Below are 18,503 nucleotides of genomic sequence, written 5' to 3' on the forward strand. Positions count from 1 at the left end.
TCGCGGGGGTCGCTGGTACCGTCCGACCAAGGCCAACCGCCTTCAGTCCGGTCAAGGGCGGTTGGCGGGGTGGTTGGACGGAGAACGCTCTGCGCGTCACCAGGAAAGGTCGGGAGTGGCCGGGAACGAACAGCTCATCGCGGACATTATGGGTGCCCAGCAGAGAGTGCAGCAGCTGTTTGCGTACGACCGCTCGGATCCGCTTTTTTCCTCGCACCTGACGCTGTCGCAGTTCAAAATCCTCATGCTGCTCTCCCGCCACGGCAGTGTGTCGGGCAGCGAGCTGGCCGGGATGCTCGGCATCGGGCCGGCCGCGCTGAGCGGCATAATCGATCGACTCGTGCAGCAGGACCTCGTCAACCGCGCCGAGGACCTGCACGACCGGCGCGTCCGCCGGATCGCGCTTTCGAAAAAAGGCGCCGAGCTCATCGGGAGCATCTTCAACGCCGGCGAGGAAAAGATGCGCGCGCTCCTCAGCCGGCTCTCAGCCGACGAGCTCGATCTCGTGTCCCAGGCGACGCAGCTGCTGGTGAAGGCGGTGGAGGAGGAGCTGGGGTCAGGCTAGGCCCAGCTCGCGGGCCGCGACCAGCACGTCGTTCTGGATCGTGGTGGGCGACGGCGCGGTCGAGATGGCCCACTCCGGGTCTTTCAGGCCGTGCCCGGTAACCGTGCAGACCACGGTCGAACCGGCCGGCACCTTGCCCGCCGCGGCCTGCTGGAGCAGGCCCGCCACGCTGGCCGCGCTGGCCAACTCGACGAACACGCCGACCTCGCGGGCGAGCAGCCGGTAGGCCGTGAGGATCTCCCGGTCGGTGACCGCCTCGATCAGGCCGCCGGAGGTGTCCCGGGCGTCCAGCGCCTTGGTCCAGCTGGCCGGGTTGCCGATCCGGATGGCGGTGGCGATGGTGGACGGCTCGGGCACCACCTTGCCGCCCACGATCGGCGCCGCGCCGGACGCCTGGAACCCGTACATCTTCGGCAGTCTGGTGCTGTTGCCCGCCTCGTTGTCCTCGAGGTAGCCCATCCAGTACGCCGAGATGTTGCCGGCGTTGCCGACCGGCAGGCAGTGGATGTCGGGGGCGTCGCCGAGGGCCTCGACGATCTCGAACGAGGCCGTCTTCTGGCCGTGCAGGCGGAAGATGTTGACCGAGTTGACCAGCGCCACCGGGAAGTCCTGGGACAGCTTGGCGGCCAGCGCGAGGCAGTCGTCGAAATTGCCGTTGACCTGCAGCAGCTTGGCGCCGTGCACGAGCGCCTGGGCCAGCTTGCCCAGCGCGATCTTGCCCTGCGGCACGAGCACCGCGCAGGTGAGGCCGGCCCGGGCCGCGTACGCCGCCGCGGAGGCGCTGGTGTTGCCGGTGGAGGCACAGATGATCGCCTTGGAGCCCTCCTCGACCGCCTTGGACACGGCCATGGTCATGCCGCGGTCCTTGAACGAGCCGGTCGGGTTGGCGCCCTCGACCTTGAGGTAGACGTCGGCACCGACCCGCTGGGACAGCACCGGGGCCGGCACCAGCGGCGTGTTGCCCTCGTGCAGCGTGACCACCGGGGTGGCGTCGGTGACCGGCAGCCGGTCCCGGTAGGCCTCGATCAGTCCCCGCCACATGGTCCTACTCCTCACTCAGCTGGCCAGACCGTCCCAGGGTGCCGCAGCGCACCGAATCTTGAGACGAGTGTCCATTACTCGGGACGATGGCACACAGCTTCGACGTTGTTGCCGTCCGGGTCGCGGACGAACGCGCCGTAGTAGTGCTCGTGGTACTCCTCGTGGACCCGCGGCTCGTGCAGCACCTCGGCGCCGGCCGCGACCGCCGCCTGGTGGAAGCCGTCGACCTGGGCGCGGGTCGCCGCGGCGAACGCGATGTGCGACTCGCGGAAGCCCTCGCCCTCGTTGAACTCGCCGATCCAGAAGTTCGCGTGCTCGGTGCCGTATCCGATCGCGACCTTGAAGTCCATCAACCGGCTGCCGCCCAGCGGCGCCAGCACGGCGTCGTAGAAGGCGGCACTCTTGGCCAGGTCGGCACACTGGAAACCCACGTGGTCGAGCATCGGCTCAGACCCCTCCCTCGACGCGCAGCACGCTCGCGATGGACCGGACAATGTCCAACTGCGACAGTGCCTCGACGGTAGCGGCCAGGTTGGCGTCCGGGGCCACGTGGGTCACGATCACCAGCTTGGCGTCCTCCTCGCGGCCGGACTGGCGGACCGTCGCGATGGACACCTCATGGGTGGCGAACACCCCGGCCACGGTGGCCAGCACGCCCGGCCGGTCGGCCACGTCGAGGTTGATGTGGTAGCGGGTGACCGCCTCGCCGATCGGGCGGATCGCCAGGTGGGCGTAGTTGCTCTCGCTCGGCGCCCGGGTGCCGGAGAGCCGGTTGCGGGCCGCCGCCACGATGTCGCCGAGCACCGCGCTCGCGGTCGGCGTGCCGCCCGCACCCCGGCCGTAGAACATCAGCTGGCCGGCCGCCTCGGCCTCGACGAACACCGCGTTGAACGCGTCGCCCACGCTGGCCAGCGGGTGGCTGCGCGGGATCATCGCGGGGTGCACCCGGACGCTGACCGACTCGGCGCCGGCCGAGTCCGGGCCGCGCTCGGCGATGCACAGCAGCTTGATCGTGCAGCCCATCTCGTTGGCGCTGGCCATGTCGCCGGCGGTGACCCCAGTCATCCCCTCGCGGAACACGTCCGCCGCGGTGACCCGGGTGTGGAACGCCAGCGAGGCGAGGATGGCCGCCTTGGCCGCGGCGTCGAAGCCCTCCACATCGGCGGTCGGGTCGGCCTCCGCGTAGCCGAGTTCGGTGGCCTCCTCGAGCGCCTCGCTGAAGCCGGCGCCGGTGGCGTCCATCGACGAGAGGATGAAGTTGGTGGTGCCGTTGACGATGCCGGTGACCCGGGTGACGCGGTCGCCGTGCAGCGACTCGCGCAGCGGGCGCAGCAGCGGGATGGCGCCGGCCACCGAGGCCTCGTAGTAGAGGTCGGCACCGCCGTCGGCGGCCGCGTCGTGCAGCGCCGCACCGTCCTCGGCGAGCAGCGCCTTGTTCGCCGTGATCACGCTCTTGCCGGCCCGCAGCGCCTCGACCAGCCAGGTGCGGGCCGGCTCGATGCCGCCCACCACCTCGACCACCACGTCCACGTCGTCCCGCTTGATCAGGCTGAGCGCGTCGGTGGTGAACAGCGCCGGGTCGATCGGGAGCGGGCCGCGCTGGCGGCCGAGACGGCGCACCGCGATGCCGGCGATCTCCAGCCGGGCACCGATCCGGGCGGTCAGGTCCTCCGCCTGCTCGTGCAGCAGGCGGACCACTTCCGAGCCGACGGTGCCGCAGCCGAGCAGGGCCAGGCGGATCGGCGATTTACCAGGTGGCACAGCTTCTGAGCTCATCCAACATCCAATGCGAGCAGGTCGTCCTCGGTCTCCCGGCGCACGATCACGCGCGAGGCGCCGTCGCGCACCGCGACCACCGGCGGCCGAGGAACGTGGTTGTAGTTGCTGGCCATGCTCCGGCAGTAGGCGCCGGTGCCCGGCACCGCAATAAGATCTCCGGGCTGCACGTCCGCGGGCAGGAATTCATCCTTCACGACGATGTCCCCGGATTCACAATGCTTTCCCACGACGCGGGCCAGCATCGGCTCGGCGCTGCTCCGCCGGCCGGCCACGGTGGCCGAGTACGAGGCGTCGTAGAGAGCGGTCCGGATGTTGTCGCTCATCCCGCCGTCGACGCTCACGTAGGTGCGGATGCCGTCGACGTCCTTGACCGTGCCGACCTCGTACAACGTGAGGACCGACGGGCCGACGATGGCCCGGCCGGGCTCGATGGACAGCCGCGGCTTGCGCAGCTGGGCCAGGTCGCACTCGGACTCGACGATCTTGTTGATCCGCTTGGCCAGATCGCCCGGGGTCGAGGGGTCGTCCTGGGTGGTGTACGCGATGCCGAAGCCGCCGCCCAGGTCGAGTTCCTCGAGCTCCACCCCGCGCGCGTCCCGGATCTGCGCCTGCAGCTCCAGCACCCGCCGGGCGGCCACCTCGAACCCGCTGGTGTCGAAGATCTGCGAGCCGATGTGCGAGTGCAGCCCTCGAAGATCCAGTACGCCCTCGTCGAGGATCCGGATGGCGGCCCGGAACGCCGCGCCGCCGGCCAGCGAGAAACCGAACTTCTGGTCCTCGTGGGCGGTCGCGATGAACTCGTGCGTGTGCGCCTCGACGCCGACTGTCACGCGTACGAGCACCTTTGGCCTTTTGCCCTTTTGCTCGGACAACGCGGTGAGCCGGGCGATCTCGTCGAAGGAGTCGACCACGATCCGGCCCACGCCGGCGTCCAGTGCCCGGGACAGCTCGGACGCCGACTTGTTGTTGCCGTGGAAGCCGATCCGGTCGGCCGGGAAGCCGGCCGCCAGCGCCACCGCCAGCTCGCCGCCCGTGCACACGTCCAGGAAGAGTCCCTCCTCGTCGACGACCCGGACGACCGCCTTGCACAGGAACGACTTGCCCGCGTAATAGACGTCGGCGTCGCCGAACGCGGCCGCGAACTCCCGGCACCGGGAGCGCAGGTCGTCCTCGTCGAGCAGGTAGGCGGGGGTGCCGTGCTCGGCCGCCAGCGCGGTCACGCTGACGCCGCCGATCGCTAACGCTCCGGCCTCGGTGCGACTCACGGTGCGTGGCCAGAGTTGCGGCACGAGGGCATTGACATCCTCGGGGGTACGCAACCAGGCGGGCCCCCGGTAACCGAGGTCGCCGTGCAGCGCGCCGGCCTCATGAGCTCGCATGCCCTACATCCTTTCGGGGGCCGAGACCCCCAGTAGGCCCAAACCGTTGGCAATCACCTGTCGGGTGGCGTCGTTCAGCCACAGCCGCGCGACCGACAGATCGGTGATCGGCTCGTCGCCCTTCGGCACCACCTGGCACCTGTCGTAGAACCGGTGGTAGGCCCCGGCGACCTCTTCGAGGTAGCGCGCGATGTGGTGCGGCTCCCGGAGCTGCGCCGACCGAGCCACCACGTCCGGATACTCGCCGAGCGCTTTGAGCAGCTCGTTCTCCTTCTCGTGGACGAGCAGCGCGGGCTGGAAGGCGGCCGCCTCGCCCCGGGTCAGCCCCACGTCGGCGGCGTTGCGGGCCACGTTCGCGGTGCGCGCGGCGACGTACTGCACGTAGTAGACCGGGTTGTCGTTGCCGGCCTTGGTCCAGACCGCGATGTCCAGGTTGATCGGCGAGTCGGACGAGTACCGGGCCAGCGCGTACCGGCTGGCGTCCACGCCCAGCGCGTCGACGAAGTCCTCGAGCGTCACCACGGTGCCGGCCCGCTTGCTCATCCGCACCGGCTCGCCGTCGCGGACGAGGTTGACCAGCTGGCCGATCAGGATCTCGAGGTTCTGGTCCGGGTCGTCGCCGAAGCACGCGGCCATCGCCTTCATCCGGCCGATGTAGCCGTGGTGGTCGGCGCCCAGCATGATCACGACCCGGCCGAAGCCGCGCTTGCGCTTGTCGAGGTAGTAGGCGCAGTCGGCGGCGAAGTAGGTCCAGTCGCCGTCCGACTTGCGCAGCACCCGGTCCTTGTCGTCGCCGAAGTCGGTGGTGCGCAGCCAGGTCGCGCCGTCCGCCTCGAAGACGTGCCCCTGCTCGCGCAGCTTGCCGAGCGCCTCGTCGAGCTCGCCCCGGTCGTGCAGGTCCTTCTCGTTGAAGTAGGTGTCGAACCGGACCCCGAACTCGGTCAGCGACTGCTTGATCTCGGCGAACATCAGCTCGACGCCGACCCGGCGGAACGTCTCGAGCGCGGCCTCCTCGCCCAGCTGGAGCGCGTCCGGGGCGGCGGCCTGCACCGCGGCGGCGATCTCGGCGATGTACGCGCCGCCGTAGCCGTCCTCGGGGGCCGGCTCGCCCTTGGCGCTGGCGTACAGCGATTTCGCGAACCGGTCGATCTGGGACCCGGCGTCGTTGAAGTAGTACTCCGTGCCGACCTCGGCACCGGCCGCGCGCAGCAGCCGGGACAGCGCGTCGCCGACCGCGGCCCACCGGACCCCGCCGATGTGCACCGGCCCGGTCGGGTTGGCCGAGACGAACTCCAGGTTGATCCGCTCGCCGCGCAGGGTCTCGCCGTGCCCGTACGACTCACCTGCCAGGACGATGTCGCGGGCCAACACACCGGCGGCGGCCGCGTCGAGCCGGATGTTCAGGAAGCCCGGCCCGGCGATCTCCACCGACTTGATCCCCGGCTGCCGGCCCAGCTCCTCGGCGAGCGCCCCGGCCAGCTCGCGTGGCGCAACCCCGGCCTTTTTACCCAGCTGAAGGGCTAGCGTGGAGGCGTAGTCACCATGCTCAGGGTTGCGCGGGCGCTCCACGGTCGCGGTCTCGGGCAGCGCGGACGCGTCGAGGCCGCGGGTCTCGAACACGGCACGAGCAGCTGAGAGAACAGTGGCAGCAAGGTTGGCGGGAGTCACCCGGCCATGCTATCGGGGGTAGACTTTCGCACTCGGCGGCCACCCGAGCCCCGCCCTTCCGCTTCTGAACGAATCGACGAGGCACGATGAGCATGAGTACGCCGGGTCCCGAGCGGGTCCCGTCAACGGTCAAGGTCGATAAGACGTCCGGCCAGGGCAAACCGCCCGCCGGCCCGGCAAAGGCCGCCGGCGCCAAGTCCAGCGGCCCCAAAGGCGGCGCCAAGCCCGGCGCTGGTAAGGGCGGCGGCAAGGGCCGCAAGCCGGTCACGCCGGTCAAGGTCGCCGGCAGCCGCAGCTGGGGCCCGATCGCGATGATCGGCGGGGTTTCCCTGGTCGCCATCCTGATCATCGGCTTCGGCACCTACAGCGTCGTGCGCGGTTCGCGCGACTGGACCGACAAGGTCGCCGAGATTCAGGGCGTGGTCAACTACCGCGCACAGAAAAACCCGGCGATCGACTCGCAACAGCACAAAGAGGGCCCACAGCAGTACGCGACCACGCCCCCGGTCGGCGGCGCGCACAACAACCGCTGGCAGAACTGCATGGGCGACGTCTACACCGAGCCGATCGCCAACGAGCACGCGGTGCACAGCCTCGAGCACGGCGCCGTCTGGGTGACCTACAAGCAGGGCCTCCCCGCCGACCAGGTCGCGGTCCTCGCCAAGAAGGTCCAGGGCACCGAGTTCATGCTCATGTCGCCGTACGCGGGCCTCGACAAGAGCGTCTCGGTCCAGGTCTGGGGCTACCAGCTCAAGACCGACGACGTGAACGACGCGCGGATCGACCAGTTCATCAAGGACACCCGCATGGTCGCCTCCAAGGAGCCCGGCGCGCCCTGCTCCAGCGGCAACACCACCACGGGCCCGCTGGCCGCCGCGCCGCCCGGCGCCGGAGCCACCCCGCAGTGACCGTGTCCACCGACCCTGGCGAGGCGGCTACGGCCGCCCCACCGGTCAACGGCAACGCACCGGGCCGCGGCCACCGCGGCCCGGTGTGGCTCGCCCTCACCCTCGCGCTGGGCCTCCTGCTGGGCATCGGCGTCGGCCTGGTGATCCCGCAGTTCCTCAAGCCCGGCGACACGTCGCCCGAGGCCGGCTTCCTGCGCGACATGTCGACCCACCACGCCCAGGCCGTCGAGATGTCGATGATCGCCCACAGCGCCTCGACCACACCCGAGATCATTTCGCTGTCCAGCGACATCGCCCTCACCCAGCACGCCCAGATCGGCTACATGCAGGCCTGGCTGCGCGACTGGAACCTGAGCCCGACCAGCTCCCAGGAGCCGATGGCCTGGATGCCCGACGCCGAGGGCTCCATCGTCAACGGCCTGATGCCCGGCATGGCGACCCCCGAACAGATGACGGCGCTGCGCGCGATGACCGGCAAGCCCTTGGACGTCGAGTTCCTGACCCTGATGCGCCAGCACCACCTGGGCGGCATCCACATGGCCCAGGAAATCCTCAAGCTGTCCGACGACAAAAACGTCACCTGGCTGGCCGGCACCATGGTCACCGCCCAGCAGGGCGAGATAAACCTGATCGACATGCTGCTCAAGAAGCTGCAAACAGCCTGAACGGGAACCGGTTGGCGGCGCGCAAACGGGGCCTGCTAGGCTTCTGAACCACTGAGCCCCCGTAGCTCAGGGGATAGAGCGTCGCCCTCCGGAGGCGAAAGCGCAGGTTCGAATCCTGCCGGGGGCACGTCACAGAACTGCAACAACGTAGCGTTGCTGATCGACTCCTCATAGTAGGAGCCTCCTTCGCGATCACCTAGACGAATGATGCGAGGCCCTGACTGTGTCCGGGCCTCGCATCGCGTCAAGGGGGGTCTCGGTTACCTTTTGCGGCGGATGGGTCGGTGCCGGCCGTCCAACGACCCCACGGCCTGTATTCCAGGTTTGAGGCTCGTAGTCGCCTTCGTGGGTCGGACACCCCCGGCTCTCGACAGCATTCGTTACGTACAGTGACCGATCTCCGTGGCGTCGAGGATCGAGCGCTTGATCTTGACCACGTGTTCGGGCCGAATGGATTGGTTGATGTGACGCAGCAAGTAGGTGCCTCGCCGCGGCTGACGGTCGTGGGATCCGGAAACGCGGGACGCGGCGCAAGCGGTTTCTGGGAGGCGTTTCTCGACGGGACAGCGGCGATCACGGTTGGTGGTGTAGTCGCGGGCGGCTTCGGTATCGAGGCGCTCAAGTCCCTGATGACCGATGAGGCCGCCGGGCGGTGGTGGTTCTTCCTGGGCTGTGCGGTTGGGGTGGCGCTCGTTGTGTTGGGTTTCCGGCTCCGGGGTCGTGCCCGACGTCGTGTGCGGGTGGGCATCGTGGTCACCGCGATGGACGCGCGGCGAGGCTTGGCGCGGGCGCGTCAGCTCGATCAGCAGGCGGAGACGTTCAGCCGGGATACATCCACAGTCACACTGAAAACGGACGTCGAATTGTCCGGCGACGGGTCTCAAGATCGGCACCTGGTGGATCTGCTGGCCGACGAGACTCTCGTGGCGACGATGATGGCCGAACGCCTGACTCCGGACGCAGCCCGGATCAACCTGATTCCGACGATGCCGTTGAATGTGGCGTTCTGGTTCGGGGCTCGATTGGGGCATACCCACGCCCGGGAGGTTGCGGTGCACGCGATCCGCCAAGCGGACGGGGCACCCCCGTACTTCCCGGCCACATCCTTGCGCGCAGTGGAGTCGAACGTGACGCCGTTGAACGTGGAGCGGCTGGAAGCGGTCGACGGCGGCGACCCGTCCAAGGTCGCGCTCGCGCTGGATCTCCAGGGCTTTGGAGACCAGTTCACCGACCAAGTCCTGGCGGCCTGCCGTCAGCACCGGATCGGGTACCTGTTGCGGCTGCGCACCTTCACGCCCCGCCTAGCGGAGGACGGCAAGACGTTCAACGGCGTCGTGGAGCAGACTTGCCACGCCTGGCGTACGGCTGCGCTGCCCGCTGCGGCCAGGACCGGCCAACACGCCATCTTCCTCAGCGGCCCGGTAGCGATCGCAGTGGCCTTGGGCGCGCGGCTCGCCGCGCCCGAGAAGAACAAGTGGACCGCGTTCACGTTCGACACCTCGACCAGTTCCTACGAACCGTTCCCACCGCCTTCAGCTCCCTGAGCTGGAGGCGATCGAGCCAGCGGTCGGACCGGAGAAACTGTCGTACCCTCGGCCTACCCTTGAGGCGAAGAGGTAGCCCACAGGTCAGGAAGGGCCGGATCGTGGTGCGCCCACGACCTGGTGACCGGTGGTGCCATCGCATGGCATGAGGGGGATTCTGTGACGTTGAACGAGGCGTTCGACGCCTTCCAGGAAAAGGTCGACGCTGACCCGGAGCAGGTCAAGGAGGCACGCACCCGCCGCGACACGTTCAAGGCGGCCCTGGGCGGCGAGGCAGACGTCGCCGAGGTCTGGGGCTCCGGGTCGCTGCGACGCAGCACGCACATCGGGCCGAAGATTCACGATCTTGACCTCGTGGTGATCTTCGAGTCGGACGAGCACCCGGAGTGGGGACAGGCCGGCGACTCGGCCGGTGAGGCGCTGGATGTGCTGGGCGGAAAGGTCAACAAGCTGCTCGGCGCGACGCACGGCACCGTGGAGAAGCTCGTCCGCCTCGCCAGCCCTCGCGACCACGCGGTGAAGTGCTTCATCGACCTGCCCGGGGACAAGGACGGCTTCACGGTCGACTCGATGCCGGCGCTGCGGCACAACGGGGCGCTGCTGATCCCCGAGAAGAGTTCCCGTCTGTGGGTGCCGGCCGACCCGATGTACCTGGTACAGGAGATCGCGAAGCAGAGCGCGAAGTGGGACTTCTACCTACGCATGATCCGCGTTCTCCGGTGGTGGACGCGGCGGGCCGAGGTCGAGGACAAGGTCAAGAAGCTGGTGATGGAGGTGCTCGCCCTTCACCACCTGCCGACCGGGTACTCACGGCCGGAGGCCCTGAAGCGGTTCTTCACCGCCGCCGCCGTCGCCGTCGGCGATGGCCCCGTCGAGGACCCGGCCGGGCACTGCGGGGAGATCCAGCGGGATCTTGACTACGTCGGCCTGCGCAACTCGCTGTCCGACGCCGCGGATCTGGCCGATCAGGCGTGTGAGGCGGCCGAGCAGGGGTACACGGATGATGCCAAGCGCCTGTGGCGTGATGTGTTCGGCAGCGACTTCCCGGCTCCGAAGGGCAAGGCCAGCGCCGGACCGGCGCTGATCGTCCCGGCGGTGGCACCACGCCGCATTCGGGATGCTCCGCAGGGCTGACCGTGCCGGACCGTCACAGCGTCGTGCCGATCAACTGGTGGGAGGCCGAGCCGCACCGCTTCGCCCAGGACCAGGAGGAAGTGGCCGCCCGATTTCCTGATCTCCGCTGGGTGGCCGAGGGCGCTGGCCGGTGGGAGGGCCGCCTGCCGATGTGGCCCCTCGACCGGCCCCAGCCGCCGGGCCTGACCGAACTGCTCGGGGGGTCGGGAATGGTTGTCGTCATCGTGTACCGACAGGCGTATCCCATGGTGGCCCCCCGGATCTACCCGGTTGATCCGCGCCCGGAGCCCCTCGAGTGCACGCAACACCGCTGGCACGTGCTGGGCGACGGAAGCTTGTGCCTGTTCCAGAGCGAGACAGCCTGGAACCCGAACGACTCGATCTGCGATCTTATCGTCAAGGCCGCCGCCTGGCGCATCGAGTACGCCCTCGTCAAGGCTGGCGCTATCGACGGGATGACCCTCAACGGCATTGTCAGTGATAGCGGCCACGACGCCTTGATCACCCGCACCGGTATGTCGAACGCCAGCAGCACACCGCCAGACCCGATAGCGGACGCCGCATGATCGGACCCCTCATCCTGCTCCCGCACGAGGGCGCCCGCCATCTCCTCGCGTCGCCCGGCACCCGCGGCACCATCCGTTTCCGTCGTGCTCCTCGTGACAACCTCACGGTCATCAGCTTCGTCCACAACGGAACATCGGGGTTCCAGACCAATTTGCGTCCCAGGCGTCACCCGTTGAACAACGCCGACCCAGGCGGCGAGGGACTCTGGTGCACGGTCCCGGTCGACCTCCACCTCGCCTGGTACGAGATGGCCCGACGACACGCGGCGATGACCACGTTCGACGCCTTCAAAGACATGGTCCCCGTCGCCTTGAAAGATCCTGGCAACACGGGCTACATCGTCCTGACCTACGCGCCGGACGCCGCCGTCACGCCGTACACCGAAGTACCCATCCCGGTGTTCGCCGGCTGGTTCGTCACCCGGCGGGGCGCCGAACCGGTGCGGGTAGAAACCGAACCGGAGACGGTCGGGCTCGACCAGATCCGCCGCTACTGGCCAGTGGACGACCTGGCGAAAGTCACGACACTACTGATCGGGGTCGGCAGCATCGGCGGTGCAGCCGCCCGCGCCCTCGCCGGGTACGGCATCGGTCGGCTACGGCTCCTCGACCCTGACCGGCTGATGTGGCACAACCTCGTCCGCCACGTCCTCCCCGAGCAATACGTCGGGCAGTACAAGGCCGACGCGATGCACGCATTTCTCGCCGACTGTTATCCACACACCGCACTGGAAGCACACCGCCTCGACGTCGTCGAACACGCCGACCACGTACGTGGTCTCCTGGCAGACACCGACATCGTGCTGTGCTGTGCCGACGGGGTCGGCGCCCGACGAACCGTCAGCCACCTCTCCCGCCGGGCGCACCGACCCGCAGTTCTCGGCTGCGTGCTAGCTGACGGCGGCATCGGCGAGATCATCCGTCTCCGACCCTGGCTCGACCACGGCTGCCTCCTCTGCCGCCGACAGGCCCTCATCGACACCGGCGTACTCGACCCGGAACCCGAACTAGAGGCCGCGTACGGCACCGGTACCTTGCATCGCCCGATGACCGCGGTCGGCTCCGACCTGGCCCTCGTCGGAGATCTAGCGGCCAAGATCACCGTCGCAACGGTGCTGGAGGCGGCGGGCCACTTCGAACACCGCCTTCCGGGTGAGACCCTTACGGTCGGGCTACAGGCCCGCAGAGGATGGACGGGTCCGTTCGATTTAGGCTTCACCGGCCAAACTCGATGGACGCCCGTAGCACCGCCGAAACTGGGTTGTTCCACTTGCGCACCCTCTGGCTAGTTTGGAAGCTGCGCGTCCGCGCATTGAACGCGGCTTCAACCGGCGCAAACAACTGGCGTGGACTGGCCACCCGCTACGACAAGCTGGGCGTCATGCTCAGTACGCGAAGTTCGGAGTTGCGTCTGCGTGCACTCTTTCGTTTCGGCGTGTCGAGCGCGGTCTCACAAGTCGATCACATAACGTGAGTGGGTTGCTCGTTCAGCGCGACATCCGGTTCCTGAAGGCCGTACCGATGGCTTCGGGGGTCATCGGACTGAAGCCAATGAGGGCTCGCATCCCGCGGTGCCCCCTTCGGCCCGAGGCCTTACTGGAAGGCCCGCATGAAGCCTGAATTACAGCAATGCAAGGAACTGCAGCAAGTCCCGCCTCCTAGCCGCCGCACCGAACTGATGTGGTCGGTGATCCGGACAGGACTTGGGCTGATCATGCTAGTACCGCCGATCCCGGCAGCATCATGGGACGAGGGCCTCAGCTTGATCACTTGGATCGCCAAGGCCCTCGCTGCGGCTGGGCTGGTCGGCATTGATCTCTTCCGCGAGCATCGCCGGTAAGGCCCACTTTGAGCTCGGTGAGGGTAGCCGCCCTCACCGAGCTCCTCCGTTATCCACGGCGCCGATGCCTTCCGACCGTCGTCTGTAGTCGTTACCAGCTATCGACGCAACACGGCAAGACTACACCGAGGCCGAGGAAGTAACCCCCACAGTGGGGGTGATTAAGTGCGGCGTGTCGACAGGTCATTCGGATCCTCTCGCGCTGATTGGTTGAAGGTCAGCCGAGCGCTTGCGTGGCTGCCGGCGGCACAGGCCGAGCACTGAGGGCATCCCGGCTAGGTGGCCAGGACGCCCTCAGCGACCTGGCAACCTCATGGGCCTTCCCTTGCTCATGAGGTCATCCTTCGTGGGTGCGAAAAGCGAGGTTTCTCCAAGGCGCCGTTGGCGATCAGGCGTGATCTTTCGGCCGTGTAGCAGCCGTCACACGATCTCGGTGTGCCGGCGGAATGGAGATTCCGGTGCCACGGGCATCGGCAGCTTGGTTCTATCCACGGCTAGTGAACGTCTACCTAAGGTTGGTAGCGATCAACTGGCGACGTCGGATGGGCGGCCGATTGGTTCTACCCTTCCTTCAACTCGGTGCTCGCAGCACCGGTCTTTACCCTGGTGAGGGCCATGAGTAGGCTCCGGCTGGATCATCCGAGATCTTTGAGGTGGCCCGGGTCCTCAATTGACTCAGCGGGCATCCTTGTGACGATTCAGAGGATGTGTACGTCTCGCTGAGTGCCGTCAGCGCTGACGAGGCGGAACGTCTCGCCCTTGCGAACGGCGTCCTGGTATAGCCCGTAGAGCTGGATCGCGCGGTTGATCGCGTCCGTCTTGGATTCGCCAGTCCAGTCGGTGATCTCTTCGAGCTTGTCCATGACTCGTGCCAGCAAGTTGACGGTGATCTTCACCGGACCACGGCGTCGACCCGGACCGGGCCGGGGAGCCGGGGGTTCAGGAGAGGCTTGGGGCGGCAGCCCAGGCGCGTCGTCAATGTCGGCGCCGGCCACTGTTTCAACTGCTTCAAGAGGGCGGGTGTTCACTGAAACTCCTTCCGATCCGGACATCTGCGGGGGTGAGGGGTGATGGGGTGAGGGTTGTTCGTACCGCAGATGTGAGTCAGCGATACGGCAACCATACTTCCAACTCATGTACGTTGCGACCCTTGTGGCCATCCAAGGAAGGTGGTTAACGTATGACTACCCCCGAGTTCTCGTTGTAACTCTCAGTACGGATAATGCAGACAATCTATACTGAGAGTGACTTTGCCATCGTTCCGCACCGTCCGTCAAACGAAGGCGGAGGTGCATTTGTTAGGTCGTGACACAATTTGTGATGTGCATCACACAGGATCTGTACGGATATCCGCTTACTAGAGGTGTGTGAGCTACATAACAGTCTTTCGTCCGACTGTGCGATGTCCGGATACGGTTCCCGGTGTACTCAGGCGCGAGGCGCCGATCACCGACAGAAAGGACCCCCCGACCATGGCGGAGTTCACCCCCGGCGACCCGGGCGACGAAGGTCCGGGAGCAGCCGCGCCGGGGCCCGGGCCCAATGGCGAGCCCGGTGGCGGCGCTGCCGCGCAGGAGTTCCACGACTTCACCGAGATCGAGGGGACTCCCTCCGAACACGCGTCCGTTGAGGTCGGTCTGGGTGACGTCACCTACGCCGTCAGCCTCAAGCTCTCGAGCTACGTGTTCATTCCGTTGCTGGCGATGGCGCTGGTCGGCGGCAGTATGTTCTTCGCGTACAAGATGAGCCAGAGCCCGTACGCCGGCTGGACCCTGTTGGGGGTGGCCATCTTCTCGATGTTCGTCCTGGGCTCGGCCGGGTGGTTCGCCCACAAGCTGCTGAAGATGGAGAAGGCGTACGACCCCAACAAGCCGCCGGTGGTCAACCTGCGTCGGCGCACCCCCCACCACACCTCCAGCGGCGCTCTGGACCAGCGCAAGTTCGAGAAGCGGATCAACGCGCGGGGTAAGAATAAGCGGCCTCGTAGCCGCTGAGCGCGACCCGGGATCCGGCTTCAGGTGGCTGATCAGCCAGAACGGGGCACTTCCGGGAGAAACAATGCATCGACGTCGTGGTTGTCTGCATCAGGAACACCACCGTGTTCCTGGTGCAGGACACCACGACGGCACGTCTTTCGACTATGGCCCCGGAGCGGCGACCCCGCCCCGGGGCTGCGGTCTCGGAGGGGTCGGCCGGGAGAAGAAGGCGATGGCCGGATCGATTTCCTGCTTGCTGGTCATCGGGAGGGGAAGTGGGATCGCTTACGGACGGAGCGCACCTCATCCACGGCGGTCCACGCCGCTTTCCTACCCTCGGACGCTGGTGGTGGCGCCCAAACCGGCTGAGATCAACGGGAACACGTCCCAAACCAAGATCCGATTAACCAGGCGTTTCGCGGCCTGGCGGCGTCATGCCCCCGGTCTGCCCCGCGTGGGATGGCGGTAACGTGCCAGGGTGCTGCCTTTGACTCTCGCTGAAATCGCCGCCGAAGTTGGCGGCGCCCTGCACGACGCCAACCCGCAGGCCCGGGTGACAGGGCTGTGCACGTTCGACTCGCGCACTGTCGAGCCCGGCAGCCTGTTCGTGGCTTTGGCCGGGGCTCGGGTCGATGGTCATGACTTCGCCCGGCAGGCCATCGCGGCTGGGGCGACGGTGGTGTTGTCTGCCCGTCCGCTCGGTGTGCCGGCGATCGTGGTTGATGACCCGCTTAAGGCGTACGGCCGGCTGGCCACCGCGATCGTGTCCCGGCTGCCGGGCTTGGGCGTGGTGGGGGTGACCGGGTCGGTGGGCAAGACCACGACCAAGGATCTGCTCGGTCAGGTGCTCGCGCGGCTGGGGCCGACGACGGCGCCGCCCGGTAACCGCAACAGCGAGTCCGGTATGCCAGAGAACGTCTCCCGGCTGGTTCCGGGCACTGAATACCTGGTCCTCGAGATGGGTGCCCGACATGTGGGCGACATCGCGTACCTGACCTCACTGGTGCGGCCGGATGTGGGCGTGGTGCTCACCGTGGGCACCGCTCACCTGGGCGAGTTCGGCTCGCGGGAGAACATCGCGCTGGCCAAGGGCGAAATGGTGGAAACGCTGGCCGCCGAGGGCACCGCCGTGCTCAACGCGGATGATCCGCTGGTTGCGGCGATGGCGAACCGCACGAAGGCACGGGTGGTCACGTTCGGCCTGAGCCCCGAGGCCACGGTCCGGGCCGAGGGCGTCACCTTGGACGCTGTGGGTCGGGCCTCGTTCATGCTGCACAGCCCGCACGGGTCGGCGCCGGTGTCGCTGCGCCTGCACGGCGCGCACCTGGTCCCGAACGCCCTTGCGGCTGCGGCGGCCACCATGCATTTCACCACCGACGTGGCCTTCGTCGCCGACGCGCTCAGCGCGGCCGAGGCTGTGTCGAAGGGCCGTATGGAGGTGGTCGAGGGCCGTGACGGTGTCACCGTCATCAATGACGCATACAACGCCAGCTTGGTGTCGATGGTTGCCGCGTTGAACGCGCTTGATGGGCTGGCTGCGGGCCGGCGCCGCAAGATTGCCGTCCTGGGGCAGATGAACGAGCTGGGCGACTCGTCGGCCGCTGACCATCGTGTGGTGGGCGAGAAGGTTGCCGAGGTCGGCGTGGACTGGCTGTTGGCGGTGGGTAACGACGACGCCGGCCTGCTTGCCGAGACTGCCGCCCGTTGTGGTGTGGCGGCGCTGCACGTGCCGGATAGTGCCGCCGCGCGGGCCGCGTTGGCTGAGCATGTCCGTGCTGATGATGTGGTGCTGCTGAAGGGTTCCAACAGCGTTGGCCTGATGGCGGTCGCCGCCGAGTTGGCGGCCACGCCCGCCTGAAGCTGCGCATGCACGACGGGTGCCCGCAGACCGCGGGCACCCGTCGCGTTTCAGAGGGAATATGGCCGTGGACGGCCCACGACTATCGGACCGAGGTCATGGCGCCCTGCGCGACCTGACGCAGGATCGGTTCTGCCAGGTCCGTGACGGTGCCGGTGCCCAGGAGCACGACGATGTCCCCGGGCCGGGCCAGCCCGGTGACCACCTCGGCGGCGTTGCCGAGATCGGCGAAACGGACCTGGCCGCCGTCCTCGGCGACGGCGTCGCCGAGGACCGTCTGGGACACCCCGGGAATCGGGTCGCCGCCGTGCACGGGAAGCAGGACCGCGTAGTCGGCGCCGTCGGCCAACGCCCGGCCGATCTCGCCGCCGAACGCTCGCACCCGGGGATAGCCGGAGGGTTGGCAGACCGCGATGACGCGGTGCTCGCCCGCGACCGCGCCAGCCGCCTCCAGGTCCGCGGCGATCTCGTTGGTGTGGTGGGCGTAGCAGTCCACCACCGTGACGCCGCCGGCTTCCCCGATGGTGGTGAAGCGACGCTGCACCCCAGTGAACTGCGAGAGGGCTTCGGCGGCGTCGACCGCGCTCACGCCGACGCTTACCAGTGCGGTCAGCGCGGCGACCGCGTCCCGGGCGTGGTGCAGGCCGGGCGTGTTCGCCCGCAGCACCACCGGCACATCGCCGGGCGTGGTGACCATGACCTTGGTCGACCAGCCGTGCCGTTCGATCGACTCGATCCGCACCGTCGCCGCGTGCGTGTTGCCGAAGGTCACCACGCTGACGTCCGGCCGCAGCTTGCCGATCCGCTCGGCGAGCCGGGCACTGGTCGGGTCGTCCGCGTCGACGACGAGCACACCGCCGGCCCGCAGACCACCGGCGAACAGGGTGTAGGCGTCCAAGTGGTCGTCGAGGCCGCCGAAGTTCTCCGGGTGATCGTGCGCAATGCGGGTCACCACCGCGACCTGCGGGTGCAGGAACAGCAACGAGTGGTCGGACTCGTCCGCCTCCGCCACGATCAGGTCGCCCTTACCGTGACGGGCGCCGGAGCCCGGCCGGTCGAGGTCCGCGCCGATCAGGTACGACGGATCCTCGCCGAGCGCGGTCAGCGCGGTCGCAATCATCGCGGTGGTGGTGGACTTGCCGTGCGTGCCGGCCACCGCGATCAGCCGCCGGTCCTTGCTGATCTCCTGGAGCACCTGCGCGCGGTGCACGACCGGGATGCCCGCCACGCGGGCCGCGGCCACCTCGCTGGTGTGCGCGGTGACCGTCGTGTAGACGACGCAGCTCGCGCCCTCGACCGCGGCCTGCTCGTGGCCGACCGTGACACGGCAGCCGAGATCGCGCAGCCGGGCCAGGCGGTCGGAGTCGGTGGCGTCGCTGCCGCTGACGACGGTGCTGCCGGTGGCCTGGCAGAGCTGGGCCAGGGCGGACATGGCGGTACCGCCCGCGCCGACGAAGTACGGTCGGGTCAGGTCGATCGGGCCGGAGTACGGGTGCAGTGTGGGGTTACCAGTGACGGTGTCACCCATGACGTTCCTCTCGTTGAACCGGACTGGATGTATCGCCGCCGACCCTGTTGGG

The 18,503-nt window shown here is 68.1% G+C and carries 17 protein-coding genes and 1 tRNA gene; 11 read left to right on the forward strand and 7 right to left on the reverse strand.

Features of this window, described 5'->3' with window-relative positions:
- The first annotated feature begins 115 nt into the window (after positions 1-115).
- Positions 116-565, forward strand: a complete 450-nt coding sequence (locus Ari01nite_RS06615) for a MarR family winged helix-turn-helix transcriptional regulator (RefSeq protein WP_203780141.1) — start codon at positions 116-118, stop codon at positions 563-565.
- On the opposite strand, the gene thrC is transcribed toward Ari01nite_RS06615, so the two are convergent.
- From thrC to argS, 5 genes are all read right to left on the reverse strand, one after another.
- Complete coding sequence (gene thrC / locus Ari01nite_RS06620; protein WP_203780142.1) at positions 557-1,606, reverse strand: threonine synthase; 1,050 nt, start codon at positions 1,604-1,606, stop codon at positions 557-559. The genes Ari01nite_RS06615 and thrC overlap by 9 nt on opposite strands.
- A 74-nt stretch (positions 1,607-1,680) precedes the next feature.
- The gene (locus Ari01nite_RS06625) at positions 1,681-2,049 is read right to left on the reverse strand and encodes a VOC family protein (RefSeq protein ID WP_203780143.1); all 369 of its coding nucleotides are present in this window, start codon (positions 2,047-2,049) and stop codon (positions 1,681-1,683) included.
- A 4-nt stretch (positions 2,050-2,053) separates the two neighbouring features.
- Positions 2,054-3,382, reverse strand: a complete 1,329-nt coding sequence (locus Ari01nite_RS06630) for a homoserine dehydrogenase (RefSeq protein ID WP_203780144.1) — start codon at positions 3,380-3,382, stop codon at positions 2,054-2,056.
- Positions 3,379-4,764, reverse strand: coding sequence for a diaminopimelate decarboxylase (gene lysA, locus Ari01nite_RS06635; RefSeq protein WP_203780145.1), 1,386 nt, complete (start codon positions 4,762-4,764; stop codon positions 3,379-3,381). Before lysA ends, Ari01nite_RS06630 begins: the two co-directional genes overlap by 4 nt.
- A 3-nt stretch (positions 4,765-4,767) precedes the next feature.
- Positions 4,768-6,432 carry an arginine--tRNA ligase gene (gene argS / locus Ari01nite_RS06640; protein WP_203780146.1) on the reverse strand — a complete coding sequence of 555 codons (1,665 nt, stop codon included), beginning with the start codon at positions 6,430-6,432 and terminating at the stop codon, positions 4,768-4,770.
- 86 nt (positions 6,433-6,518) lie between these two features.
- Between argS and Ari01nite_RS06645 the strand changes: the two genes are divergently transcribed.
- From Ari01nite_RS06645 to Ari01nite_RS06680, 8 genes are all read left to right on the forward strand, one after another.
- Positions 6,519-7,340 carry a thioredoxin-like domain-containing protein gene (locus Ari01nite_RS06645; protein ID WP_203780147.1) on the forward strand — a complete coding sequence of 274 codons (822 nt, stop codon included), beginning with the start codon at positions 6,519-6,521 and terminating at the stop codon, positions 7,338-7,340.
- Positions 7,341-7,342: 2 nt separating this feature from the next.
- Complete coding sequence (locus tag Ari01nite_RS06650; RefSeq protein WP_203780148.1) at positions 7,343-8,005, forward strand: DUF305 domain-containing protein; 663 nt, start codon at positions 7,343-7,345, stop codon at positions 8,003-8,005.
- Between the two features lie 55 nt (positions 8,006-8,060).
- Positions 8,061-8,132: transfer RNA gene (locus tag Ari01nite_RS06655), tRNA-Arg, on the forward strand.
- Positions 8,133-8,394: 262 nt separating this feature from the next.
- The gene (locus Ari01nite_RS06660; protein WP_203780149.1) at positions 8,395-9,549 is read left to right on the forward strand and encodes an SAVED domain-containing protein; all 1,155 of its coding nucleotides are present in this window, start codon (positions 8,395-8,397) and stop codon (positions 9,547-9,549) included.
- 159 nt (positions 9,550-9,708) lie between these two features.
- A complete protein-coding gene (locus tag Ari01nite_RS06665; RefSeq protein ID WP_203780150.1) occupies positions 9,709-10,683 on the forward strand; it encodes a nucleotidyltransferase family protein in 975 nt (324 codons plus the stop codon).
- Positions 10,684-10,706: 23 nt separating this feature from the next.
- Positions 10,707-11,249 carry a hypothetical protein gene (locus Ari01nite_RS06670; protein ID WP_203780151.1) on the forward strand — a complete coding sequence of 181 codons (543 nt, stop codon included), beginning with the start codon at positions 10,707-10,709 and terminating at the stop codon, positions 11,247-11,249.
- Entirely contained in the window at positions 11,246-12,538 is a 1,293-nt protein-coding gene (locus Ari01nite_RS06675; RefSeq protein ID WP_203780152.1) for a ThiF family adenylyltransferase, read from the forward strand. The genes Ari01nite_RS06670 and Ari01nite_RS06675 overlap by 4 nt, the downstream gene beginning before the upstream one ends.
- Before the next feature lie 320 nt (positions 12,539-12,858).
- Positions 12,859-13,089 carry a hypothetical protein gene (locus tag Ari01nite_RS06680; protein WP_203780153.1) on the forward strand — a complete coding sequence of 77 codons (231 nt, stop codon included), beginning with the start codon at positions 12,859-12,861 and terminating at the stop codon, positions 13,087-13,089.
- Positions 13,090-13,787: 698 nt separating this feature from the next.
- Here Ari01nite_RS06680 and Ari01nite_RS06685 read toward each other — a convergent pair.
- Positions 13,788-13,985: a hypothetical protein gene (locus tag Ari01nite_RS06685; protein ID WP_203780154.1), complete on the reverse strand. Its 198-nt coding sequence runs from the start codon at positions 13,983-13,985 to the stop codon at positions 13,788-13,790.
- A 576-nt stretch (positions 13,986-14,561) separates the two neighbouring features.
- Between Ari01nite_RS06685 and Ari01nite_RS06690 the strand changes: the two genes are divergently transcribed.
- On the forward strand, positions 14,562-15,083 hold the full coding sequence (locus Ari01nite_RS06690) for a hypothetical protein (protein ID WP_203780155.1): 522 nt from the start codon (positions 14,562-14,564) through the stop codon (positions 15,081-15,083).
- Positions 15,084-15,543: 460 nt separating this feature from the next.
- Positions 15,544-16,923 (forward strand): UDP-N-acetylmuramoyl-tripeptide--D-alanyl-D-alanine ligase, encoded by a 1,380-nt coding sequence (locus Ari01nite_RS06695; protein ID WP_275410824.1) that lies wholly within the window; start codon positions 15,544-15,546, stop codon positions 16,921-16,923.
- Between the two features lie 82 nt (positions 16,924-17,005).
- Here the strand turns inward: Ari01nite_RS06695 and Ari01nite_RS06700 are convergent, their stop codons facing one another.
- Positions 17,006-18,451: a UDP-N-acetylmuramate--L-alanine ligase gene (locus Ari01nite_RS06700; RefSeq protein WP_203780157.1), complete on the reverse strand. Its 1,446-nt coding sequence runs from the start codon at positions 18,449-18,451 to the stop codon at positions 17,006-17,008.
- Positions 18,452-18,503 lie beyond the last annotated feature (52 nt).

The organism is Paractinoplanes rishiriensis (assembly GCF_016862375.1).
In the GTDB taxonomy this organism is placed as follows: domain Bacteria; phylum Actinomycetota; class Actinomycetes; order Mycobacteriales; family Micromonosporaceae; genus Actinoplanes; species Actinoplanes rishiriensis.